At 74.8% G+C, this 20,818-nt stretch carries 12 protein-coding genes and 2 pseudogenes; 8 read left to right on the top strand and 6 right to left on the bottom strand.

The window, feature by feature from the left end; translation table 11 throughout:
• Nucleotides 1-304 precede the first annotated feature (304 nt).
• Nucleotides 305-1,036, top strand: coding sequence for a CBS domain-containing protein (locus HCJ92_RS03880; RefSeq protein WP_167931970.1), 732 nt, complete (start codon nt 305-307; stop codon nt 1,034-1,036).
• Between the two features lie 178 nt (nt 1,037-1,214).
• Here HCJ92_RS03880 and HCJ92_RS03875 read toward each other — a convergent pair whose 3' ends face one another.
• The gene (locus HCJ92_RS03875) at nt 1,215-3,035 is read right to left on the bottom strand and encodes a sensor histidine kinase (RefSeq protein ID WP_167931969.1); all 1,821 of its coding nucleotides are present in this window, start codon (nt 3,033-3,035) and stop codon (nt 1,215-1,217) included.
• 1,133 nt (nt 3,036-4,168) lie between these two features.
• Between HCJ92_RS03875 and HCJ92_RS03870 the strand changes: the two genes are divergently transcribed.
• From HCJ92_RS03870 to HCJ92_RS03855, 4 genes are all read left to right on the top strand, one after another.
• Entirely contained in the window at nt 4,169-6,448 is a 2,280-nt protein-coding gene (locus HCJ92_RS03870; RefSeq protein ID WP_167931968.1) for a glycoside hydrolase family 9 protein, read from the top strand.
• Between the two features lie 361 nt (nt 6,449-6,809).
• Nucleotides 6,810-7,811 (top strand): dihydroxyacetone kinase subunit DhaK, encoded by a 1,002-nt coding sequence (gene dhaK, locus HCJ92_RS03865; protein WP_167931967.1) that lies wholly within the window; start codon nt 6,810-6,812, stop codon nt 7,809-7,811.
• A 232-nt stretch (nt 7,812-8,043) separates the two neighbouring features.
• Nucleotides 8,044-8,658, top strand: coding sequence for a dihydroxyacetone kinase subunit DhaL (gene dhaL, locus HCJ92_RS03860; RefSeq protein ID WP_338054007.1), 615 nt, complete (start codon nt 8,044-8,046; stop codon nt 8,656-8,658).
• Nucleotides 8,651-9,124: a PTS sugar transporter subunit IIA domain-containing protein gene (locus tag HCJ92_RS03855; protein WP_167931965.1), complete on the top strand. Its 474-nt coding sequence runs from the start codon at nt 8,651-8,653 to the stop codon at nt 9,122-9,124. The genes dhaL and HCJ92_RS03855 overlap by 8 nt, the downstream gene beginning before the upstream one ends.
• A gap of 65 nt (nt 9,125-9,189) precedes the next feature.
• On the opposite strand, the gene HCJ92_RS03850 is transcribed toward HCJ92_RS03855, so the two are convergent.
• Both HCJ92_RS03850 and HCJ92_RS03845 read right to left on the bottom strand, forming a co-directional pair.
• Complete coding sequence (locus HCJ92_RS03850) at nt 9,190-9,735, bottom strand: NUDIX hydrolase (protein ID WP_167931964.1); 546 nt, start codon at nt 9,733-9,735, stop codon at nt 9,190-9,192.
• A 27-nt stretch (nt 9,736-9,762) separates the two neighbouring features.
• On the bottom strand, nt 9,763-10,551 hold the full coding sequence (locus tag HCJ92_RS03845; RefSeq protein WP_338054006.1) for a glutamate racemase: 789 nt from the start codon (nt 10,549-10,551) through the stop codon (nt 9,763-9,765).
• Between the two features lie 357 nt (nt 10,552-10,908).
• Here HCJ92_RS03845 and HCJ92_RS25755 point away from each other — a divergent pair.
• Nucleotides 10,909-11,487 (top strand): annotated as a pseudogene (locus HCJ92_RS25755) (DUF6643 family protein); the annotation flags it as partial.
• A 174-nt stretch (nt 11,488-11,661) separates the two neighbouring features.
• Here HCJ92_RS25755 and HCJ92_RS03835 read toward each other — a convergent pair.
• Nucleotides 11,662-13,101, bottom strand: a complete 1,440-nt coding sequence (locus HCJ92_RS03835) for a family 2B encapsulin nanocompartment shell protein (protein WP_167931961.1) — start codon at nt 13,099-13,101, stop codon at nt 11,662-11,664.
• A 48-nt stretch (nt 13,102-13,149) separates the two neighbouring features.
• Nucleotides 13,150-14,559: a family 2B encapsulin nanocompartment shell protein gene (locus HCJ92_RS03830; RefSeq protein WP_167931960.1), complete on the bottom strand. Its 1,410-nt coding sequence runs from the start codon at nt 14,557-14,559 to the stop codon at nt 13,150-13,152.
• 364 nt (nt 14,560-14,923) lie between these two features.
• Between HCJ92_RS03830 and HCJ92_RS03825 the strand changes: the two genes are divergently transcribed.
• On the top strand, nt 14,924-17,347 hold the full coding sequence (locus HCJ92_RS03825; protein WP_167931959.1) for a right-handed parallel beta-helix repeat-containing protein: 2,424 nt from the start codon (nt 14,924-14,926) through the stop codon (nt 17,345-17,347).
• Nucleotides 17,348-17,409: 62 nt separating this feature from the next.
• On the opposite strand, the gene HCJ92_RS03820 is transcribed toward HCJ92_RS03825, so the two are convergent.
• Nucleotides 17,410-19,842: a hypothetical protein gene (locus HCJ92_RS03820; RefSeq protein WP_167931958.1), complete on the bottom strand. Its 2,433-nt coding sequence runs from the start codon at nt 19,840-19,842 to the stop codon at nt 17,410-17,412.
• Nucleotides 19,843-20,039: 197 nt separating this feature from the next.
• On the opposite strand from HCJ92_RS03820, the pseudogene HCJ92_RS25750 reads away from it, so the two are divergent.
• Nucleotides 20,040-20,815, top strand: a pseudogene (locus HCJ92_RS25750) (DeoR/GlpR family DNA-binding transcription regulator).
• Nucleotides 20,816-20,818 lie beyond the last annotated feature (3 nt).

Here is a 20,818-nt window from a genome sequence, read left to right as displayed (position 1 = left end):
CCCCGGAACGGGTCCGACCGGCCCGGGGCCCCGTGGGGTGCGGCGGCGCGATGCTGGTCCGGTGCCCGGGGACCCGTTCCGAGACGGCGGGCGCCGCCCACCGAACGCCCCGTCCGGTGCGGCGGTCGCAGGCCGGGGCGGTGGGTGGACAGCGAGACGCCGTGCCGCGTCCCCACCGCCGGGGTTCCCGGGCGCTGACGGCCCGCACGGCCCGGTCACGCTCCCGCATGCCGCGCCGTGGTGCCCGACGCCGGGCGCGAGGGGCGGCCGGTCCACCGGATGTGCTCCGCACGGAGGAGACCTCATGAGGCACACCAAGGTCGGCCATGTGATGGCGACCGACGTCGTCACCGCGGTTCGCGGGACCCCCTACGGAGAGCTCTCACGGCTGCTGTGCGTGCACCGCGTCGGCGGGCTACCGGTGATCGACGACGAGGACCGGGTGCTCGGCGTGGTCTCCCGGGGCGACCTCGCGCGCCGCGTCCCCCGCGCGTCCGGCGCCGCGCAGCCCGCGCCGGGGCAGGTCTTCCCCGGCGCGGTGGGGCTGCCGGGCACGGCGGCGACGCGGGGCACGGCGGGCGAGCTGATGGCGACCCCGCCGGAGACGGTGCGCGCGCAGGCGCGAGTGGTGGAGGCGGCGCGGCTGATGGCGCGTCGGCGGCTCGGCCGACTCCCCGTCGTGGACGAGGAGGACCGGCTCGTGGGCATCGTGACCCGTCGTGACCTGCTGCGGGTCTTCCACCGGCCCGACGAGGAGATACGCCGCGCCGTGACCCGGGACGTGGTGGTCGACACCCTCTGGTTGGCGCCGGAGTCGGTGCGCGTGACGGTGCGGGACGGGGTGGTGACCCTGGAGGGCGCCACGGATCGGCTGAGCGAGAAGGAGATCGCGGTGCGGGTGACCGCACGGGTGGACGGGGTGGTGGGGGTCGTCGACCGCCTCACCTACCGGCTCGACGACTCCCGCTCCGAACCGCCCTGGCCGACGGCCGCGGAGGGCTCGGTTCCGGCGCCGCGGCAGTCGGCGGAGGACTGACCACCGGACCGGACGGTGGGGCGGGCCGGACGGTCGGGGGCGTGCACCGCACCCCGGCCGTCCCGCCCGTCCCGCTGTGTGCCGACACCGGCCGGCCCGGCGGACGGCCCCGGCGGGTCGGTGGACGGCCCCGGCAGGGAGGCCGCGACGACCCGCCCGCCGTGGCCCGGCGCGGAGGTCAGCGGATACCGCCGGTCCCCTCCTCGCCCAGCGGACCGTCGGTGAGCGGCACGACCCAGGTCACGACCGTCCCTCCCTCCTCCCCGGGCCCCACGGTGAGCGTGCCGTCGAAGGCGTGGGCCCGGTCCTCCAGGTTGCGCAGGCCGCTGCGCCGGCCACGGCGCGGCATGCCGACGCCGTCGTCGGCCACGACGAGGGTCAGCCGGTCCCCCGCGACGGTGAGCCGGACCTCGGCGGCGGAGGCCCCGGCGTGGCGCGCGACATTGCTCAACGCCTCCACCAGTACCGCCGTGACCGCGTCGGCCACCGGAGGCTGCACCGCGGTGTCCACCGGTCCCTCGGTCACCAGCGCCGGCCGGAACCCGAGGGTGGCGACCGCCGCCTCGGTCGCGTCGGTGACCCGGCCCCGCAGGGTCGCCCCGCGCTCGCCGGGTCGGGTGCGGAGGCCGAATATGGTCGAACGGATGATCTTGATCGTGTCGTCCAGGTCGTCGACAGCCCGCTCCAGGCGCTCCGCCGCCCCGGGGTGCTCCACGAACCGCTGGGCGCTCTGCAGCGTCATGCCCGTGGCGAACAACCGCTGGATGGCGAGGTCGTGGAGGTCGCGGGCGATCCGGTCGCGGTCGGCGAAGAGCGCCAGTTGCTCGGCGTCCCTGCGCCGGTCGGCGAGTTCCATCGCCAGCGCCGCCTGCCCCGCGAAGCCGCGCAACGGCCCGGTCTCCGCGGCGGTGAACGGTGCGCGCCCCACGGCACGGGCCAGCAGCAGGACCCCGCGCACCCCGTCCCCCGCGCCCATCGGCACGGCCACGGCGGGCCCCGTCCCGGACCAGGAGTCGGTGCCGCCCCCCGGGCGGGGGTCGTGCGCCGGATCGGCGCTGGTGACGGCGGTGTCGGCGCGCAGTGCGGCGGCCACCAGGCCGTCGTCGTCGAACCGCACCTGCGCGAACGCCTCGGAGCCCGCGCCGCTGGCGCACGCCGTCCGCAGTTCCGCGGCGGGCGGCGGTTCCGCGGAGCCGGTGCGCCGGGCACGGCCCTCGCCCGCCGCACCGGCGGGGGCGCCCTGCGCGGCGCCGCCGCCGGGCACCACCAGCAGCCCCAGCGTGGCGTCGGCCAGGGTGCGCGCGCGTTCCAGCACCAGTTCCAGTACCCGCGCGTGGGGGGCTCCGGAGAGCAGACTGCTGGTGACCTCGGCGCTCGCCGCCAGCCACCGCTCGCGCCGCTGCGCCTCGTCGTAGAGCCGTGCCTTCTCGATCGCGACGCCGGCCGCCATCGCCAGCGTCGCGAGGACCGTCTCGTCCTCGGTGTCGAAAGCGGCGGCGTTGCGCTTCTCGGTGAGGTAGAGGTTGCCGAAGACGGTGTCTCCGACACGGATGGGGACGCCGAGGAAGGAGCGCATCGGCGGGTGGCCGGGCGGGAAACCCGAGGACGCGGGATGGTCGGTCAGGTTCGCGATCCGCAGCGGCGACGGGTTGCGGATGAGCTCGCCGAGGATGCCGTCACCGCTGGGGAGAGCCCCTATCTCCGCGCTCTGCTCGGTGCTCACACCCACGTGCAGGAATTGCGCGAGGCGTTCATCCTCACCGATGACGCCCAGGGCGCCGTATTCGGCGTCCACGAGCGCGACGGCCGCCTCCACGATGCGTCGCAGCACCTGGGGCAGGTCGAGTTCCCTGCCGACCGAGAGGACCGCCTCCAGCAGGTCGTGCACCCGGTCCCGGGTGCCGCGCACCGCCTCGATCCGCGACTCCAGCTCCAGCAGCAGCTCGTCGAGTCGCAGCCTGGGAACCTCACCGCCCGTCGTGTGCCGTACCTGGCCCATCGGTCCCTCCCCGGTCACCGGCTCTCCGCTCTCCCCCGCCGCGATCACACCCTAGTGACCCGTCTGGTAAGTGGCGCCTGCACGGCCCGCGGTGTCCGGTTGCGGTGATCGCACGGCGGAGCGTCGCAGCTCGTACCCGTTGTACTCGCGCGAGGCTCCGACGTGGCGAGATGCCGTGCCAGGCGTCGCGGCCCAGGCGGGATTCACCAGACAGGGCCTGGGCCCGGGCCGCCGGCCGCCGGTGCCCCGCCCCCGGGTGCGCGGCACCGGTACCCGGAGCGGGCGTCGGGGCCCCGGTCGGACGACGCGACGGGCCGGTTCCGGTGCCTCCGCCACGCGGCCGACCTCGCGGGCGGCGGGCGGGCCCGTCCGGCAGCACGGCCGAGGCCCCTACTGCACGGGCGTCGGCCGGCTGAGCCGACGGCCGGTCGGCGTCGCCGAGGCGCGGCGGCAGGCTGCACGCACGGCCGCCGCCTGGCCTCGGTGTTCAGCCGAGGCCGCCTCGTGGGCGACCCGGCGCAGTCGACCGGACGGGTCGGGTGACGATCCCTGCGGCCGAAGGCGACCTCTCCACCGTTCCGTAGGGTGCGGTCGGGGTGCTGCCGGCTGGTCAGCACCGCGGCGGTGCCGTGCCGTCGTCCGGGTGGTGGCGCGCGAGGGCGACCGCGCCGGCCGGTCGGTGCAGGAGAGGTGGACCTCCCGGATCCTCAAGGGTGGCGTCCAGGGACCTGTGCGCGAGCGGTGTCGTGGCATGGCGGCTCCGACGGGCGCGGGGACGGCCCGGCTCGGCTGAGGACGGCCGGTCTGGCCGGCCCCCGGCCCGGCAGTCGTGGACGGCAGCGGTTCGGGATCAGCCCGACCAGCGCCCGGAAGCCCTTCCGGACTTTTCCGCCGTCGACTGTCTTGACGGCTTGCCGGAGTGGTCCCACGCTCACTGGGAGCGCTCCCACACTCGTCGTCGGATCCTCGCGCAGTCCCGGTCGCCGGCCCCCACCTCGCCGGTGCCACCGGTCCCCCACCGCTGGAAGGAACGAGCCGTGAACCGTCACAGCCGCACGTCGAACGCCTCGCCACCGCCCCCGACCGGGCCCCGCCCGAACCGTTCGCCCCGCCGGACCCGGGCGGTGCTCGGCGTGGCCACCGCCGCCGCCCTGGCCGCCGGAGTGCTGTCGGTGCCCGCCATCGGCGCGGAGGCCGGCCCCTCGGCCGGTGAGGAGGAGGGGCCCGAGCTGATCGTCAACGGCGACTTCGCCGCCGGAACCGAGGCGTGGTGGTGGACCCCGAACACCGAAGGCGCCGTCTCCGAGGGCCGGTTGTGCATCGATGTCCCGGGCGGGACCGTCAACCCGTGGGACGCCATCGTCGGGCAGGGAGGCATCGCGCTGGAGGAGGGTGAGAGCTACGCGCTCCGCTACACGGCGAGTTCGAGTGCCCCGACGGTCTCCCGGGCCAACGTGATGCTGGCCGAGGAGCCCTACACCAAGGAACTCGCGACCATCGACGCCGTCGCGGGAGAGCCGGTCTCCTTCGAGCACGTCTTCACCGCCGGCGCCAACTACGAGGCCGCCCAGTTCTCCGTCGAACTCGGCGGAGCGGCCCAGCCGTTCACGTTCTGCCTCGAAGAGGTGTCACTGCGCGGCGGAGCCGTGCCGCCGGTCTACGAGCCGGACACCGGCTCCCCGGTCCGCGTCAACCAGGTGGGCTACCTGACCCACGGCCCCAAGAGCGGCACCGTCGTCACCGACGCCCCCGAGGCACTGCCCTGGGTGCTGCGCGACGCCGAGGGCACCCAGGCCGCCACCGGGGAGACCGAACCGTTCGGCACCGACCCGACGTCGGGGCAGCACGTCCACCGGTTCGCCTTCGACGCCGTCCAGCAGGAGGGCGAGGGCTGGACGGTCACCGTCGACGGGGAGACCAGCGAACCGTTCGCCATCGGTCACACGCTCTACTCCGGACTGCGGACCGACGCGCTGGCGTACTACTACCACAACCGCAGCGGCATCGAGATCGACGCGGAGCTCGTCGGCGAGGAGTACGCCCGGCCCGCCGGTCACCTCAACGTCGCGCCCAACCGCGGCGACTTCGACGTCCCGTGCCGACCGGGTGTCTGCGACTACCGGCTCGACGCGCCGGGCGGCTGGTACGACGCGGGCGACCACGGCAAGTACGTCGTCAACGGCGGCATCTCGGTGGCCCAGGTGATGTCGGTGTACGAGCGCACCCTGTGGGCGGACGCCGCCGACGGCGAGGCGCTGGGCGACGGCTCGCTCCGGGTGCCCGAGCACGGCAACGGCGTGCCGGACATCCTGGATGAGGCCCGCTGGCAGCTCGACTTCCTCCTCGCCATGCAGGTCCCGGAGGGCGAGGAGCTGGCCGGGATGGCCCACCACAAGCTGCACGACGCCAACTGGACCGGGCTGCCGCTGCTCCCGCACCGGGACGCCGAACTCCGGCAGCTGCACGCGCCGTCCACCGCCGCGACTCTCAATCTCGCCGCCGCGGGGGCACAGGCCGCCCGGCTCTTCGAGCCGTACGACCCCGCTTTCGCAGCCGAGGCGCTGGCGAGCGCGGTCACCGCGTACGAGGCCGCGCTGCGCCACCCCGACCACTACGCGGACCCGAACGACGCGCAGGGCGGCGGCGCCTACAGTGACGACGACGTGACGGACGAGTTCTACTGGGCCGCCGCCGAACTCTTCGCGACCACCGGCGAGGAACGGTATCTCAAGGACCTCCGGGACTCCCCGCTGCACGGCGACACCGACGCCGTCTTCCCCCGCGGCGGACTCGCCTGGGCGGCCACCGCCGGGCTCGGCGCGATCACCCTGGCCACCGTCGACACCGCGCTCACCACCGAGGAGCGGGACGGGATCACCGCGACGCTGCTGGCGGCGGCCGACGGCTACGCGGCCGACGCCGCCTCCGAGGCGTACGGCGTGCCCTTCTCCCAGAACTACGTCTGGGGTTCCAACTCGCAGGTGCTGAACAACATGGTCGTCCTCGGCGTCGCCCACGACCTGACCGGGGAGGCCCGCTACGGCGCTGCGGTGCTGCACGGGCTCGACTACCTGCTGGGCCGCAACCCGCTCAACCAGTCCTACATCACCGGCTACGGGGAACGGGACTCGCGCAACCAGCACCACCGCCACTGGGCACGGCAGCTGAACCCCGCCCTGCCCCACCCGGCGCCCGGCTCCGTCGCGGGCGGCCCCAACGAGGAGCTGCAGGACCCGATCGCCGCGGACCTGCTGGAGGGGTGCGCGCCCGCGATGTGCTACATCGACCACATCGAGTCCTACGCCACCAACGAGATCACCATCAACTGGAACGCCCCGCTGGCCTGGGTCGCTTCCTTCGTCGACGACCTCGGTGACGGTGCGGGGACGGTGGACGCTGCCGACCGCTCCTGACCGCCGGGGCCGGATGCGCCGCCCGGCGGTCGAGCAGACCTCGGGCAGCAGCCGGACGGCGACCTCCCCCGCTCCCACTCGGTCCGGGGCGGGCCGCGATCCCGTTGGAGGGCCACGGTCACCGGCCCTCCGCTCTCCCCCGCCGCGATCACACCCTGGGCGGGGGCCGCCCCGTCGGTGCCCCGGCTCCGGTGCCCGGAGCGGGTGTCGGGGCCCGCGGTCGGGGGGAGGGTCCGGCCCCGTGGGCGGGCGCGCGCCGCCGGTCGCCCGCACCGGCGTCGAGGAGCGGCGGGGAGGCCCGTCGGCGGCCTGCGCGGGCCCCGCTCCGGAGCTACGCTTTGAGTCACTCCGGGAGGTACCGATGAAGATGCTGATCAACGCACCGGAACGGGTCGTGGAGGACGCGCTGCGCGGTATGGCGGCGGCCCACCCGGAGCTGGTGGTGGACGTCGAGAACCGCGTGGTGATCCGTAGGGACGCACCCGTCGCCGGCAAGGTGTCGCTGGTGTCCGGTGGCGGGTCCGGGCACGAGCCGCTGCACGCCGGGTTCGTGGGGCGCGGCATGCTGGACGGCGCCTGCCCGGGGGAGGTCTTCACCTCGCCGGTGCCCGACCAGGCGCTGCGGGCGGCGGCGGCCACCGACAGCGGCTCCGGGGTGCTGTTCGTCGTCAAGAACTACACCGGGGACGTCCTCAACTTCGACATGGCGATGGAGCTCGCGGAGGACGAGGGGGTACGGGCGGCCCGCGTGCTGGTCGAGGACGACGTCGCGGTGACCGACAGCCTCTTCACCGCGGGGCGCAGGGGCACGGGCGGCACCCTGTTCGTCGAGAAGCTCGCGGGAGCCGCCGCCGAGGAGGGCGCGCCCCTGGAAACGGTGGAGGCGCTGGCCCGCCGGGTCGCCGGTGCCTGCCGCAGCTACGGGGTCGCGCTGAGCCCCTGCTCGACGCCGGCGAAGGGCGGCCCGACCTTCGACCTGCCCGCCGGTGAGCTGGAGCTCGGGATCGGGATCCACGGCGAGCCGGGCCGGGAGCGCCGGGCCATGATGACCTCCGCCGAGATCGCGGAGGTGACCGTGGACGCACTGCTGGAGGACCTCGGCGACTCCGCGACCGAGCACCCGTTCCTGGCCCTGGTCAACGGCATGGGCAGCACTCCGCTGCTGGAACTGTACGGATTCAACGCCGAGGTGCGGCGCGTGCTCGCCGCGCGCGGGGTGGTGGTGGCCCGTACGCTCGTCGGGAACTACGTGACGTCGTTGGACATGGCCGGCTGCTCGGTGACGCTGTGCGAGGTGGACGAGGAGCTGCTGCGGCTCTGGGACGCGCCGGTGAGCACGGCGGCGCTCCGCTGGGGATGCTAGGCCCTGTCCGATGAACAGCGCCGGTGAGGCCCGCGGTGTCCGGTGCGGGGGATCGCACGGCGGAGCGTCGCAGCTCGCACCCGTCGTACTCGCGCGATGCTCCGACCCGGCGGGACGGTGTGCCGGGCGTCGCGGGCCGGGCGGGATCCACCGGACAGGACCGAGGACCGACGGGCGGGACGGTACCCGGAACAGGCAGGGCAGGACGGCAGTGGAGGACGGGAGCAGACGAGTGGCGGAACTGGACACCGGTTTCTTCGTGCGGTGGTTGACGGAGACCGCGTCGGCGGTGGACCGGGAGGCGGACCGGCTGACGGAGTTGGACTCCGCCATCGGGGACGCCGACCACGGCAGCAACCTGCGGCGGGGATTCACCGCGGTGACGGCCGCGCTGACGGACAAGCCGCCGCCCTCGCCAGGCGCGGCTCTCGGACTGGCGGGCCGCACCCTGGTCTCCAAGGTCGGCGGGGCGTCCGGACCGCTGTACGGGACACTGCTCCGCCGCACGGGCAGGGAGCTGGGCGACGCGGCGACGGTGTCGCGGGAGGAGCTGGCGCGCGCCATGTCCACGGGCGTCGAGGCCGTCGCCGCCCTCGGCGGCGCCGCGGAGGGCGACAAGACGATGCTGGACGCCCTGCTGCCGGCGGTCCGTGCGCTGCCGGAGTCCTTCACGGCCGCCCGCCGGGCCGCGGCGGAGGGTGCGGTCGGCACGGTTCCGATGCGGGCGCGGCGCGGCCGGGCGAGCTACCTCGGGGAGCGCAGCATCGGTCACGAGGACCCCGGCGCGGCCTCCTCGCTGTTGCTGGTGGCGGCGCTGGAGCGGAGCTGGGAGGCGGCCGATGAGTGATGCGGCGGGGAGCGGCGCGGTCGGGGTGGTCCTCGTCTCGCACAGTCGCGATGTCGCGGACGCGGTGTCGCGGCTGGCGGTCGCGCTCAGCGGCGGCACCGGCGGCCGGCTGGTGGCGGCGGCCGGCGGAGCGGGCGACGGCGGGATCGGCACCAGCTCCGAGCTGATCGTCGACGCCGCGCGGCGGGTCGACCGGGGCGCCGGGGTCGTGGTGGTCGCGGACCTCGGCAGTGCCGTACTGACGGTTCGGGCGCTGATCGCGGACGAGGACGACGCGGACGGCGACGAGGCGGAGAGCCCCCGCCCCGGCCAGGCGGGGGTCGGCACGCTCCCGCCCGGCGCGCGGCTCGTGGACGCGCCGTTCCTGGAGGGCGCGGTGGCGGCTGTGGTGACGGCGGGCGCCGGTGCTCCGCTGGCGGACGTGGTGCGGGCCGCCGAGGACGCCTACGAGTACCGCAAGCTGTAGCGGGAGCGCGCGCAGCCGCCTGGCGGAGTCCGCGCGGCTCTCCGGCCGCGCCGGAGGCGACGGGCTCAGGCGTCGACGGGGGCGTCCGAACCCGCGGTGCCGCCCGGGTCGCCGACCGGGTCGGCCTCGTCGTTCTCGCCGTGCGGCCGGAACCACGCCGGACCCCCGGCGGTCGCCAGGGTGATGCGGCGCAGTGCGTGGTCGGGCAGCCCGGGCGGCAGCGCGTCGAGGGCGAACCAGCCGACCTCCAGGGACTCGTCGTCGTTCACCCGTGCCTCGCCGCCCGTCGCCCGGCACCGCAGGGTCACGTCCATGTACTGACAGAGGTCGCCGTTGGGGTACCGCACCGGGTCGAGCGTCTCGACCAGCACGACCTCCTCGGGCACGCAGTGGACGGCGGTCTCCTCCAGCACCTCGCGCACCGCTGTCCGGGCAGGCTGCTCACCCGGCTCGGGGATGCCCGCGATCAGTGACCAGCGGCCGTTGTCGGCGCGGCGGCCGAGGAGCACCCGGCCGTCGTCGTCGAGCACCACGGCGCTCACGCCGGGCAGGAACAGCATGTCGTTCCCGATACGGCGGCGAAGGTCGAGGATGAACCGGGGCGTGGTCATCGAGCTCCTCAGCGGGGTCGGCGGGGCTCAGGCCACGGGGCGGGGGCGGACCAGGCCGCGCCCCTCCCGGTAGCCGAGGAGGGCGGCCGGCGGTGGCGCGGGGCGGCCGGATGCGAGGAAGACCGGTTCGGGGCCGGGCTCGGCCCCCGGGGCGGGATCGACGCCCAACCGCCGGAGCACCTGGTGGGCCACGGCGGAGGCCGAGCCGTGGAGGCGCACGGCGGGGACGCCCCCCTGGACGGCGAGCTCCTCACGGATCCGCTCGCCGACGAGTTCGTAGTGGGTGCAGCCGAGGACCACGTCGCCGACCTCGGTGGGGGTCAGCGCGGCAGCCGCCTTCACCGCTCGGGCCACCGCCCCCGGGTCGGCCTGCTCCACGGCGTCGGCCAGGCCGTGGCAGGGCACCTCGGTCGTGGTGACCCCCGCGGCGAAGCGGCCGATCAGGCGACGCTGGTAGCCGCTGCCGGTGGTGGCCGGCGTGGCCCACACCGCGACCGGCCCGCCCCCGGCGGCGGCCGGCTTGATCGCGGGAACCGTGCCCACGACCGGGATATCGGGCTCGAGCTCGGCGCGCAGGGCCTCCAACGCGTGGACGGAGGCGGTGTTGCACGCGACGACCAGTGCGTCCGGGCCGGTCCCCGCGGCGGCACGGGCACAGGCCAGGGCTCTGCGGGTGATGTCGTCCGGGGCGCGCGGTCCCCAGGGCATGCCGTCCGGGTCGGCGGAGAGGACGAGCGAGGCGTCGGGGCGGAGTCGCCGCAGCGCGGCGGCGGCGGGAAGCTGACCGATACCCGAGTCGATGAGCGCGATTCTCACCTGCTCAGGGTACGGGTCCGTGCCGGGGGCACCGCGACCCGGTGGCGACCTCCGGCCCGGGCCGACGGCTCCACCGTCCGTGTCCCGGTGGTGTCGACCGGCACTGCGACCGGGCCGGGGAGGCGGGGTCGAACCTGCGCCAGGTTGGCCGAAAGCAAGCGACGCAACCGGACAGAACGGGGTGATCCGCCTCACCGAAAGCGTCGGTGATCTGGCGTCAATCTCCCTGAAACGGGGCGGCAGTTCGGGCAAACCGGGAGATGTCCCGCACGACCCGCAGCGGGTGAGCGCGACCACCGGAAATGACCATCGGCTCGCACTCCCCATCGGGTGCATCGTGGGCTTACCTTATGTCACATGACCTCCCCGCGCTCGTCCTACGGCGGCTCCTACTCGTCACCCTTCCAGGACACCCCGATCTACGACAGCCTGGTGGCCGAGCGGGGGACCCCGCAGATAGCCCCGATCCGGGTCCCGTCCGCCTACGAACCCGGTCACTCGGCACTGCCCGCCCCGTCCGCCTTCCCCTCGCCGCACCCACAGCCGATGCAGGCGCAGGCGGCCCTACCGGCCGCGCTGCCCGCCCTGCCGTCCGGCTCCTCCGGCGGCCAGCAGTACCCGGGCCACGCGATGCGGCCCGCCGCGCCGGTTTCCTACCCCGCGCCCGCGCCGTCCCGGCAGCAGTTCTCTCCCGCGCCCCAGGCCTTCTCCCCCGCGCCGCAGGCGTTCACACCCGCCCCGCAGGCCTTCACGCCGGCCCCGCAGGCGTTCACGCCGCCGGCAGCACCCCACCAGCCGCAGCAGCCGTCCTACGGCGGCGCGCCCCAGCAGCCGCGGCCGGCCTACGGCCAGCAGCAGACCGGTCAGCAGCACGGGTACCCGGCGCAGCACCAGCGTCAGCCGGCGCCGTCGTCCTACCAGCAGCAGCCGCAGCAGCAGGGGCAGGGGCAGCAGGGGCAGGCTCACGGTCAGGGTCAGTACCAGAGCGGCGGCCAGCAGGGACAGATGCCCCGGCCGGCCGCCTACCCCGATCCGTACACGCCGCAGCAGCCCTACCAGTACCCGGGGTCGAACTACTGAGGCGGCGTCCCGGCAGCGACCGGGGCAGGGTCAGACCTCCACGTCCTCCAGCACGCCGAGAGCGTCGGGAACGAGAACGGCCGCGGAGAAGTAGAGGCTGACCAGGTACGACATCACGGCCTGGTCGTTGATGCCCATGAAACGCACGTTGAGGCTCGGTTCGATCTCCTCGGGGATGCCCCGCTGGTACAGGCCGACCACGCCCTGGTTCTCCTCGCCGGTCCGCATCGCCAGCACCGAGGTGGTGCCCGCCGGCGTGACGGGGATCTTGTCGCACGGCAGCAGCGGCACACCGCGCCAGGTACGAACCGCGCGACCGTCGAGCTCACCGCTGGGAGGCATGAGCCCGCGACTGCTGCACTCGCGGCCGATGGCCGCGATGGCCCGGGGATGGGCCAGCAGGTACTGGGTTTTGCGACGCCGGGCGAGGAGCCGGTCGAGGTCGTCGGGGATCGGTGGACCACTGCCCGCGTGGAGGCGCTGCCGCGGGTCGACGTTGTGGAGCAGACCGAACTCCCGATTGTTGAGCATTTCGTGCTCCTGGCGCTCCCGCAGCGCCTCGACGGTCAGGCGCACCTGCTGGGCGACCTGGTCCATCGGTTCGTTGTAGAGGTCGGCGACCCGGGTGTGGACGCGCAGCACCGTCTGCGCGACGCTCAGTTCGTACTCGCGCGGCGAGGTCTCGTAGTCCACGTAAGTGCCGGGGAGGCCCGGTTCGCCGTGGTGGCCGGAGGCGACGGCCACGTCCGCCTCGCCCCTGCGGTTCCGCGGCGCGGCGAGGTACCGGAGGTGGGCCGCGAGCCGGTCGCGGAGCGCCGGGGAGCGGCCCGCGACGGTCCGGACCACGGACAGCGGAAGCGCCAGCACCGTGCAGTGCGTCAGCGCGCGGACCTCGTGCGGCCAGTCGTTGTCCTCGGCGAGCGCGTGCTCGCCGGTGAACTCGCCGTCCGCGAGCACCCCGAGGTGCGTCTCGGCGCCGTACTCGCCGGCGGTGAGGCGCGCGGCCTTGCCGTGGGCGAGGAGCAGCACCTCCTCCACCGCGGAGCCGTCGGCGGCGAGGGTCTCGCCCGGGGCGTACTCGCGCTGGCGGCAGCCGTCGGCGAGGGCGCGCAGCGCCTCCTCGTCGGCGAGCTGTGCCAGCGGCGGCAGCTCCGTGAGCTGGGCCGGGATGACCCGGTAGCTGCCGCCGTCCACGGCGAACTCGACGCGGCCGGTGCCCAGGGTGTGGGCGAGGCGGCGGTTGACCCGGTAGGTGCCGCCGGAGACCTGGGTCCACGGCAGGACCTTGAGCAGCCAGCGGGGGGTGAGCCCCTGCATCTGCGGTTCGGTCTTGGTGGTGGAGGCGAGGTTCCGGGCCGCGGCGACCTGGAGGCTGCTGGGGGGCGGCGGCTCGGAGGCGGCGCCGGCCCCCGGGCCGGCCTGCGCGGGCACGGTGGCCGAGCCCGGCGGCGCGGGTGGTTGGACGGTCATCGGAGCAGTGGCCTTTCGGTCTTTGTCGGGTCGGCGGGCTGCGGGGGCCTACAGACCCGTCTCGACGTCCTCGAGAATGCCGAGGGCGTCGGGGACGAGAACAGCCGCGGAGTAATAGGCACTCACCAGGTAGGAGATGACGGCCTTGTCGCTGATCCCCATGAACCTGACGGAAAGGCCCGGCTGGTACTCGTCGGGAATTCCGGTGCGGTGCAGGCCGACGACGCCCTGGTTCTCACCCGTGCGCATCGCGAGCACCGAGGTGGTGCCCGCCCCGGTGACGGGGATCTTGTCGCACGGCAGCAGCGGCACACCGCGCCAGGACGGGACGGCGTGGCCCGCGTGGTCCACGGTCGTCGGGTAGAGGCCGCGCTTGCTGCACTCCCGCCCGAACGCGGCGATGGCGCGAGGGTGCGCGAGCAGGACGCTCGGCTCCTTCCAGACGGTGGCGAGCAGTTCGTCGAGATCGTCCGGGGTCGGGGCACCGGCACGCGTGTGGATGCGCTGCCGCAGGTCGGCGTTGTGGAGCAGGCCGAAGTCGCGGTTGTTGAGCATCTCGTGCTCCTGACGCTCCCGCAGCGCCTCGACGGTGAGCCGGACCTGCTCGCCCACCTGGTCCATGGGCTCGTTGTAGAGGTCGGCGACCCGGGAGTGCACGCGCAGCACCGTCTGCGCGACGCTCAACTCGTACTCGCGCGGGGAGGTCTCGTAGTCGACGAACGTGCCGGGCAGTGCGGGTTCGCCCTGGTGGCCCGAGGCCAGTGCGATGGCGGCCTCCCCGGAGTCGTTCCGCTGACCGGGGACGGCGCTGCGGAGGGCGGCGAGGTGGGCGCGCAGCGACTCGGCGCGGCCGGCGACCTCCTGGAACCGCTCCCGGGAGAGGGTCAGGAGGGTTCCGCTGGTCAGCGCGGTGAGGGAGTGGTCCCAGCCGCCGACGGGCTCCTCGCCCAGGGTGTGGTCGCCGTAGAAGTCGCCGTCGGCGAGGACCCGGACCTGGGTGTCGTTGTCGTAGGCGCCCGGCGCGGTCTCGCGGATCTTGCCGTGGGCGATCAGGTAGACGCGGTCGGCCTCGGAGCCGGCCGCGGCGAGCACCTCACCGGCGGCGAAGTCCCGCTGCTCGCAGGAGTTGGCGAGCTCCTGGAGCACCTCGGCGTCGTCGAAGCCTGCCAGGGCGGGGAGTTCACCCAGCTCGGCCGGGATCACCCGCACCTCCGAGCCGGTGGAGACGAACTCCACGCGGCCGTTGCCGAGCGTGTGGCTCAGTCGGCGGTTGACGCGGAACGTGCCGCCGGAGACCTGCACCCAGGGAAGAACCTTCAACAGCCACCGCGAGGAGATCCCCTGCATCTGCGGCGGCGTCTTCGTGGTCGTCGCGAGGTTGCGCGCCGCCGCGGTCGCCAGGCTCAGCTGCGGCTGTGCCGCGGAGTTCTCGGATGCCGGTTCGACCGAGGTCGCCATAGGAAAAGTACCGCCAATCTGCAAGCCGCTACTGTGCTTCACGGGGCATGCCTGGACGAATGTAGCGACACGCTTCACAGCGGGGCAATCACTCAAAAGTGCGACGATGCGAGGATAGAATTCACGCGAATGCGGGTAGCGCGGGCGCGATCGGGCGCGGGAAACAGAACAGGCGGCCGGTCCGGGTGCGATGACGGATCCGTGAGGGCGGTGGGGACAGCGGGGGTGGCGGTTGTGGCCCGTTCGCGTCGTGCGGTGTCGTCGGCGCGCGCTACGGTGTTCCTCCAGCACGCGCGCTCCCCCCGCCTGCCGCGCGGCTGCTGACGGCACCTATCGGCACGCGCAGTTTGGGGCACAACGGTCCATGGCAGAGGTCTCCGTCCAGGTGACACACACCGGTTCCTCGCGCTGGCGGCGCCGGACCGCGGTCTACCCCACCGTCACCGAGGCGCTGGCCGCCGCCGCCGACGGCGACGTGCTGGTCCTCTCCCCCGGCACCTACCGGGAGAACCTGGTGATCGACCAGGCGGTGACGGTCCGCGGACCCGATCCGGACCTGGAGGGGCCCGCCCGCATCGCGCCCGAGGAGGGCGTACCGCTGGTGGTGCGCGGCTCGGCCTCGGTCTCACGACTGCGGGTCGAGGGCCGCGACATCACGGCCCCCGCGGTGCTGGTCGAGGCGAGCACACCGGAGTTGACCGGCCTGCGGGTCCACACCTCCTCGTCGGTCGGCGTCGATGTCCGGGGCGGCGCCCGACCTACCGTCCGCGACCTGGTGGTGGACAACGCCGCCGGTGGCGGCGTCGCCGTCTCCGACGGCGGGGGCGGCATCTTCGAGGACAGCCTGCTGCTGGCCACCGGGCGGCCCGGGGTGTCGGTGCGCGGCCCCGCCCATCTGCGGCTGAGCGGCTGCCGGGTGGAGCGCGCGGACGGCGCCGGGCTGGCGGTCTCCGGGGAGGGCAGCGCGGTGGACGCCGCGGAGTGCCGCTTCACCGGCATCACCGGCGCCGGTGTCCGGCTGTCGGAACGCGCCACGGCGCACCTGACGGACTGTGTCGTGAGGCGGAGCACCGGCGACGGCGTGACGCTGGAAAACGACGCGGTGCTCTCGCTCTCGGACAGCGAGGTGACCGACATCCCGGAGAACGCCCTCGATCTACGGTCCCGCTCGGTCCTGACCCTGGTCCGCTCCCAGGTGCTGCGGTTCGGGCGCAACGGGGTCTCCGCCTGGGACCCGGGCACCCATGCGGACGCCCACCACTGCCGTATCGGCGGCTCGACCGGCGACTACCCGGCGGTGTGGGTCAGCGACGGCGCCACCACCGTGCTGGAGGCGACCCGGATCGAGGACGTGCCGGACGCCGTCTTCGTCCTGGACCGCGGTTCGCGGGCCGACGTCGTCGACAGCGAGATCGTCCGGGTCCGCGGCTCCGCGGTGTCGGTCAGCGGCGGTGCCACGGTGCGGCTGGAGGCGTGCCGGGTCCGGGAGGCGGCGACCGGCGTCTGGTTCCGTGACACCGGCACCGGCGGCACCGTCGCCGACTGCACGATCGACGACGTCACCACGGGGGTCATCGTCTCCAAGGACGCCGACCCCGAGATACGCGGCTGCACCGTGACCGCGCCCGCGGAGGCGGGCGTGTACGTGTCCGCAGGCGGCCGGGGCACCTTCGTGGACTGCCGCGTCACCGGGGGCCGCGGCTACGGCTTCCACGTGACGGAGGGCTGCTCGACCTCGCTGGAGCGGTGTCGCGCGGAACGCTGCGCCCGCGGCGGCTACGTGATCGCCGAGGGCGCAGCGCTGCGGACCGACTGCCGGGGTGACGAGCCCGCCGAGCCCGTGGTGCCCGCACAGCCCGCATCGGTCCCCGCCGCCGCCCCGCCCGCCGCGCCGGCGGCGGTGGAACGAGCGAGTCGCGCCGGCGCCGCGGTACCCGCGCAGCGGGAGAGCGAACCGGAGCCGGTGGACGAGAGCCGCCCGGCGGACGAGGTTCTCGCCGAACTCGACGCGCTGGTCGGGCTGGTGGGGGTCAAACAGGAGGTCCGGGCGCTGATCGACATGATCGAGGTGGGGCGCCGCCGGCAGAAGGCCGGGCTCAAGGCAGCCTCGGTCCGGCGCCATCTGGTCTTCACCGGCTCCCCCGGGACGGGCAAGACGACGGTGGCCCGGCTGTACGGCGAGATCCTCGCGTCGCTGAAGGTGCTGGAGCGCGGTCATCTGGTGGAGGTCTCCCGGGTCGATCTCGTGGGTGAGCACATCGGCTCCACCGCGCTGCGGACGCAGGAGGCGTTCGACCGTGCGCGGGGCGGAGTGCTGTTCATCGACGAGGCGTACGCCCTCTCCCCCGCGGACGCCGGCCGCGACTTCGGACGGGAGGCCATCGACACCCTGGTGAAGCTGATGGAGGACCACCGGGACGAGGTGGTGGTGATCGTGGCCGGGTACACCGAGGAGATGTCGCGCTTCCTGGACACCAACCCCGGCGTGGCGTCGCGCTTCTCCCGCACCATCACCTTCGGTGACTACTCCGCGGAGGAGCTGCTGAGCATCATCGAGCAGCAGGCGTCGGACCAGGAGTACAGCCTCGGCGCCGGGGCGACCGAGGCGCTGCTGAAGCACTTCGCCGCGATCCCGCGCGGCCCGGCGTTCGGCAACGGCCGGACCGCGCGGCAGACGTTCGAGTCGATGGTGGAGCGGCACGCGGGCCGCGTCGCGCAACTGGCCGATCCCAGTACGGAGGAGCTGTCCGTGCTGTACCCGGAGGACCTGCCCGCTCCGGCCGGGTGAGCGGCGGCGGGCGGCGGGCGGCGGGCGACCAGAGGGCACGACGGTCCGCGACCCGCTCGTCGTCACCGCCGGTACGGGGTTTCGCCGACGCCGGGCTCCTGGCCCGGTCCCTCCCCGGGTCCCGCGTCCGGGTTCTTCACGGTGAGGTCGGCGGTGCCGTGCCGTCGGGAGCCGTCGGACGGAGGTCCGGGCGACCGGCCGCCCGACACGGGGGCGTCGGCGTCGCTCTCCCCGCGCAGCGTGTGGCAGAGGTGCGCGCGTTCCACGTCGTACGACGGGTCCTGCGGGTAGTCGCCGTGGCCGAGCACCGGCTCGGGGAGCGGGCTGCGCAGGTTGCGGCCGTAGTGCAGCGGGTCCAGGAGCGGGCCGTGGTCGACGGGACGGTCGTCGGCGTCCTGGCCGGGTACGTCGACGGGGCCGCCGATGGGGTCGGTGGCGCGCCACAGGTTGCGCCAGCAGGGGACCTCCTCCCGCAGCAGCCGCAGCGCGTGCGGGCCGAAGTACTTGGGGAACCACCGACCGTAGAGCCGCGCGAGCGGTGACCCGTGGGTGAGCAGGGAGACCCGGCTGCGGGTGGGGGCGTCGAGCTGCCAGATCGCGGCTGCGGCCAGGACGCTCCCCTGGGAGTGTCCGGAGAGGACGACCCGACCGCCGGTGGCGTCCACCCAGGTGGCGATCCGCCAGGAGAGGTCGGGCACGGCGCGCTCGGCGTAGCAGGGCGGCGCGAAGGGGTGCGCCGCGCGGGGCCAGAAGGTGCCGACGTCCCAGAGGATGCCGATGGTGCGGCGGGCGGCCCGGTCGCGGTAGGCGCGGCGGCCCATGGCGATCATGACGAGGACGGCGACGCTGAGCATCCAGGAGCCGAGCGACTCGGAGAGGGAGGCGACGGCGGCGAACGGGGCGGGGGCGTCCGCCGCAGCCTCGCTGGGGGTCAGCCCGGTCCCCCAGGTGCCGAGGACCGCGACGACCCCCAGCATCAGCGAGGCCGCGGCGAGGGTGCCGACGATGGCGGGCGCCGAGTCGGTCAGCCGGGCGCGGGCGAGCGCGGAGGCGATGGTCCCGCTGCGGTGGTCGTCGGGCGGCGCGCTCTCCCTGGGGTAGTTGGCGAGGACGGTGGGGGCGAGGCGGCGGCGGTCCCGGCGGACGCGGACTGCGGCGACGGCCCCGAGCAGGGCGGCGACCGCGATCAGGGACGGTATGGCGGCGGCCTGCCAGCTCAGCATGACGGGCGGTCCGTGCAGGGCCTGCGAGCCGGAGGTGAGCCAGTCGGTGAACCGCTGGGTCGCACCGCCGGTCAGGGCACCGGCGAGCGCGCAGGAGAGCAGGGCGACCGCCGGCCCGCCGAGACCGGCCAGCGCCGTGCGGTCGGTGTCACGCGCGAGCCGGTGGAGGCGCAGCGCGGCGAGGGCCAGCGCGACGATCATCACGCCCTGTGCAACGGTGAGCACGGGGAAGACCACCGTGCCCGGCAGCGCTCCCGCCGTCTCCCAGCCGGGCCGGTCCCAGGCGGTGTGGACCACCGTCGCGGCGAGCAGAGCGGCGCAGCCCGCGGGCAGCAGCGTGACGGCGCGGTGCGGCGGCGGGTCCTCGATCTGTGTCTCGTTGCGCCCGTAGCGGGTGACCAGTACGAGGACGGCTGCACCGCCGGCGACGGTGGCGACGGTGAGGGCGAGGCCGGTGGCCGCGAGGGCCCCGCCGCCCTCGGGCCCGTGGTCGTACGTCGGGGCCGCCGACCGGAGTGCGGCGCAGACGGTGAGCAGACCGGCCGCGGTGTGCGCGGCGCGCAGCCGGCTGACGAGCCGCCGGCCGTACCAGAACCCCGGCAGGGAGAGCGGAGCCGGTTCGGTCGCGCTCTGGCGCACCCGGACCGGCGGGTAGGCCGACTCGTAGGTGCTCCACGTCCGGTGGGAGAGCCACCACAGCAGCGCGGTGAGCGCGGCGGGCAGCAGCGCGGCGAGGGCGAGCCGCCGGCCGGGCGTGCTCCACCAGCCGCCGTCGGTGGCGAAGGAGAACCAGGAGGTACGGGCAGCGCAGGTGGCGGAGGAGCCGCACTGCCAGGCGAGGGCGTCGAGCGCGACGACACACGCGCCGCTGACCAGCAGGACGGTCAGCGAAAGGGCGATCAGCCGGACCAGGGCGTCGTAGAGGTGGTGGGTGCGGCCGTGGCCGCGCACCGCCGGGCGCATCCAGTGGGTGACGTTGACGATCATGAACGGCAGCAGGAGCAGCCACAGGGCGCGCGCGCCGTTGCCCGAGGTGAGGTTGGACCAGCTGTACGCCTCGCGCAGCGGGTCCCGTTCGTCCCAGGGGCGGTCCTCGGCGTCCTCGGTGCGTCGGTGGATGGAGGCGGTGGCGTCGCCGGTGACGCGGCAGACGCGGGCGTCGCCGAGCATCTGCTGGGGTGTGGCGCCCCCGACGCCGTGGACGAGCAGTTCCATCGCCGGTCTGGGTTCCGGGCGTCCGTCGCGCTGGCCGGGTACCGCCTGCGGTTCCATCGTCCCCGCCCCCTCGTGGTGCCGGCCGACGCGGCGGCCGGTGCTGACCGCCCGTCACTTCCCCTTCCTCTGTCCGGTGGGCGGCGGCCTCAATCCCCACCTTCGGACGTTTCGGGCCGTGCGAGGATGACGGGCGGACCGGCCGCGCCGGCCGGCACACGCGGAGCGGAGGTCGGCGGTGGGGGGGTGAGGGCACGCTGTTGGCGGGGCAGCGCAGGGCGTTGATCGTCGCCGCGTTGCGGCGCAGGGGCGGGGTGCGGGTCAGCGAGCTCACTGCCGAGCTGGGCGTCTCGGAGATGACGGTGCGACGCGACCTGGACACGTTGGAGCGTCGGGGCGCCTTGCGGAAGGTGCACGGCGGGGCGGGGCCCACCGGGCTGTACGCCGAGCCCGGCTTCCGGGAGAAGGCGCACTGGGTGCCGCGGAGAAGCGGCGCATCGGCCGGGTCGCGGCGGCGCTGCTGCCGCGGTCGGGCTCGGTGGCGTTCGGCGGCGGGACGACGGTGTGTGCGGTGGCCCGCGAACTGGCCCCGACGGCGGGGCTGACGGTGGTGACGAACTCGCTTCCCGTGGCGGAGCTGCTGCACGGTCTCGACGCGGGTGTCTCTCCCGCGGAGGTGGTGCTGACCGGTGGCGTGCGCACGCCGTCGGACGCGTTGGTCGGCCCGGTCGCCGACGCCGTGCTGGCCTCGTTCCACGTGGACGTGCTGGTGCTGGGGGCTCACGGCCTGGGGGTCGCGTCGGGGCTCACCGCGCCCAACCTGGCGGAGGCGGCGACCAACGGCCGTCTGCTGGCGGCGGCGGGGCGGGTGGTGCTGGTGGCGGACGCGGCGAAGTGGCGGACGGCGGAGTTGCGGACCTTCGCCCGGCTGGAGGCGGTGGACGTCCTGGTCACGGACGCCCCACCGCCGCGGGACGCCCGCCAGGCGCTGCGGCGGGCGGAGGTGGAGGTGCGGGTGGCCCCGGCGGGGTGACCG

The sequence above is a fragment of the Streptomyces spiramenti genome (genome assembly GCF_012034385.1).
Classification (GTDB): Bacteria; Actinomycetota; Actinomycetes; order Streptomycetales; family Streptomycetaceae; genus Streptomyces; species Streptomyces spiramenti.
The sequence above is the reverse complement of the archived record's forward strand: the minus strand, read 5'-3'. Positions and strand labels throughout refer to the sequence as shown.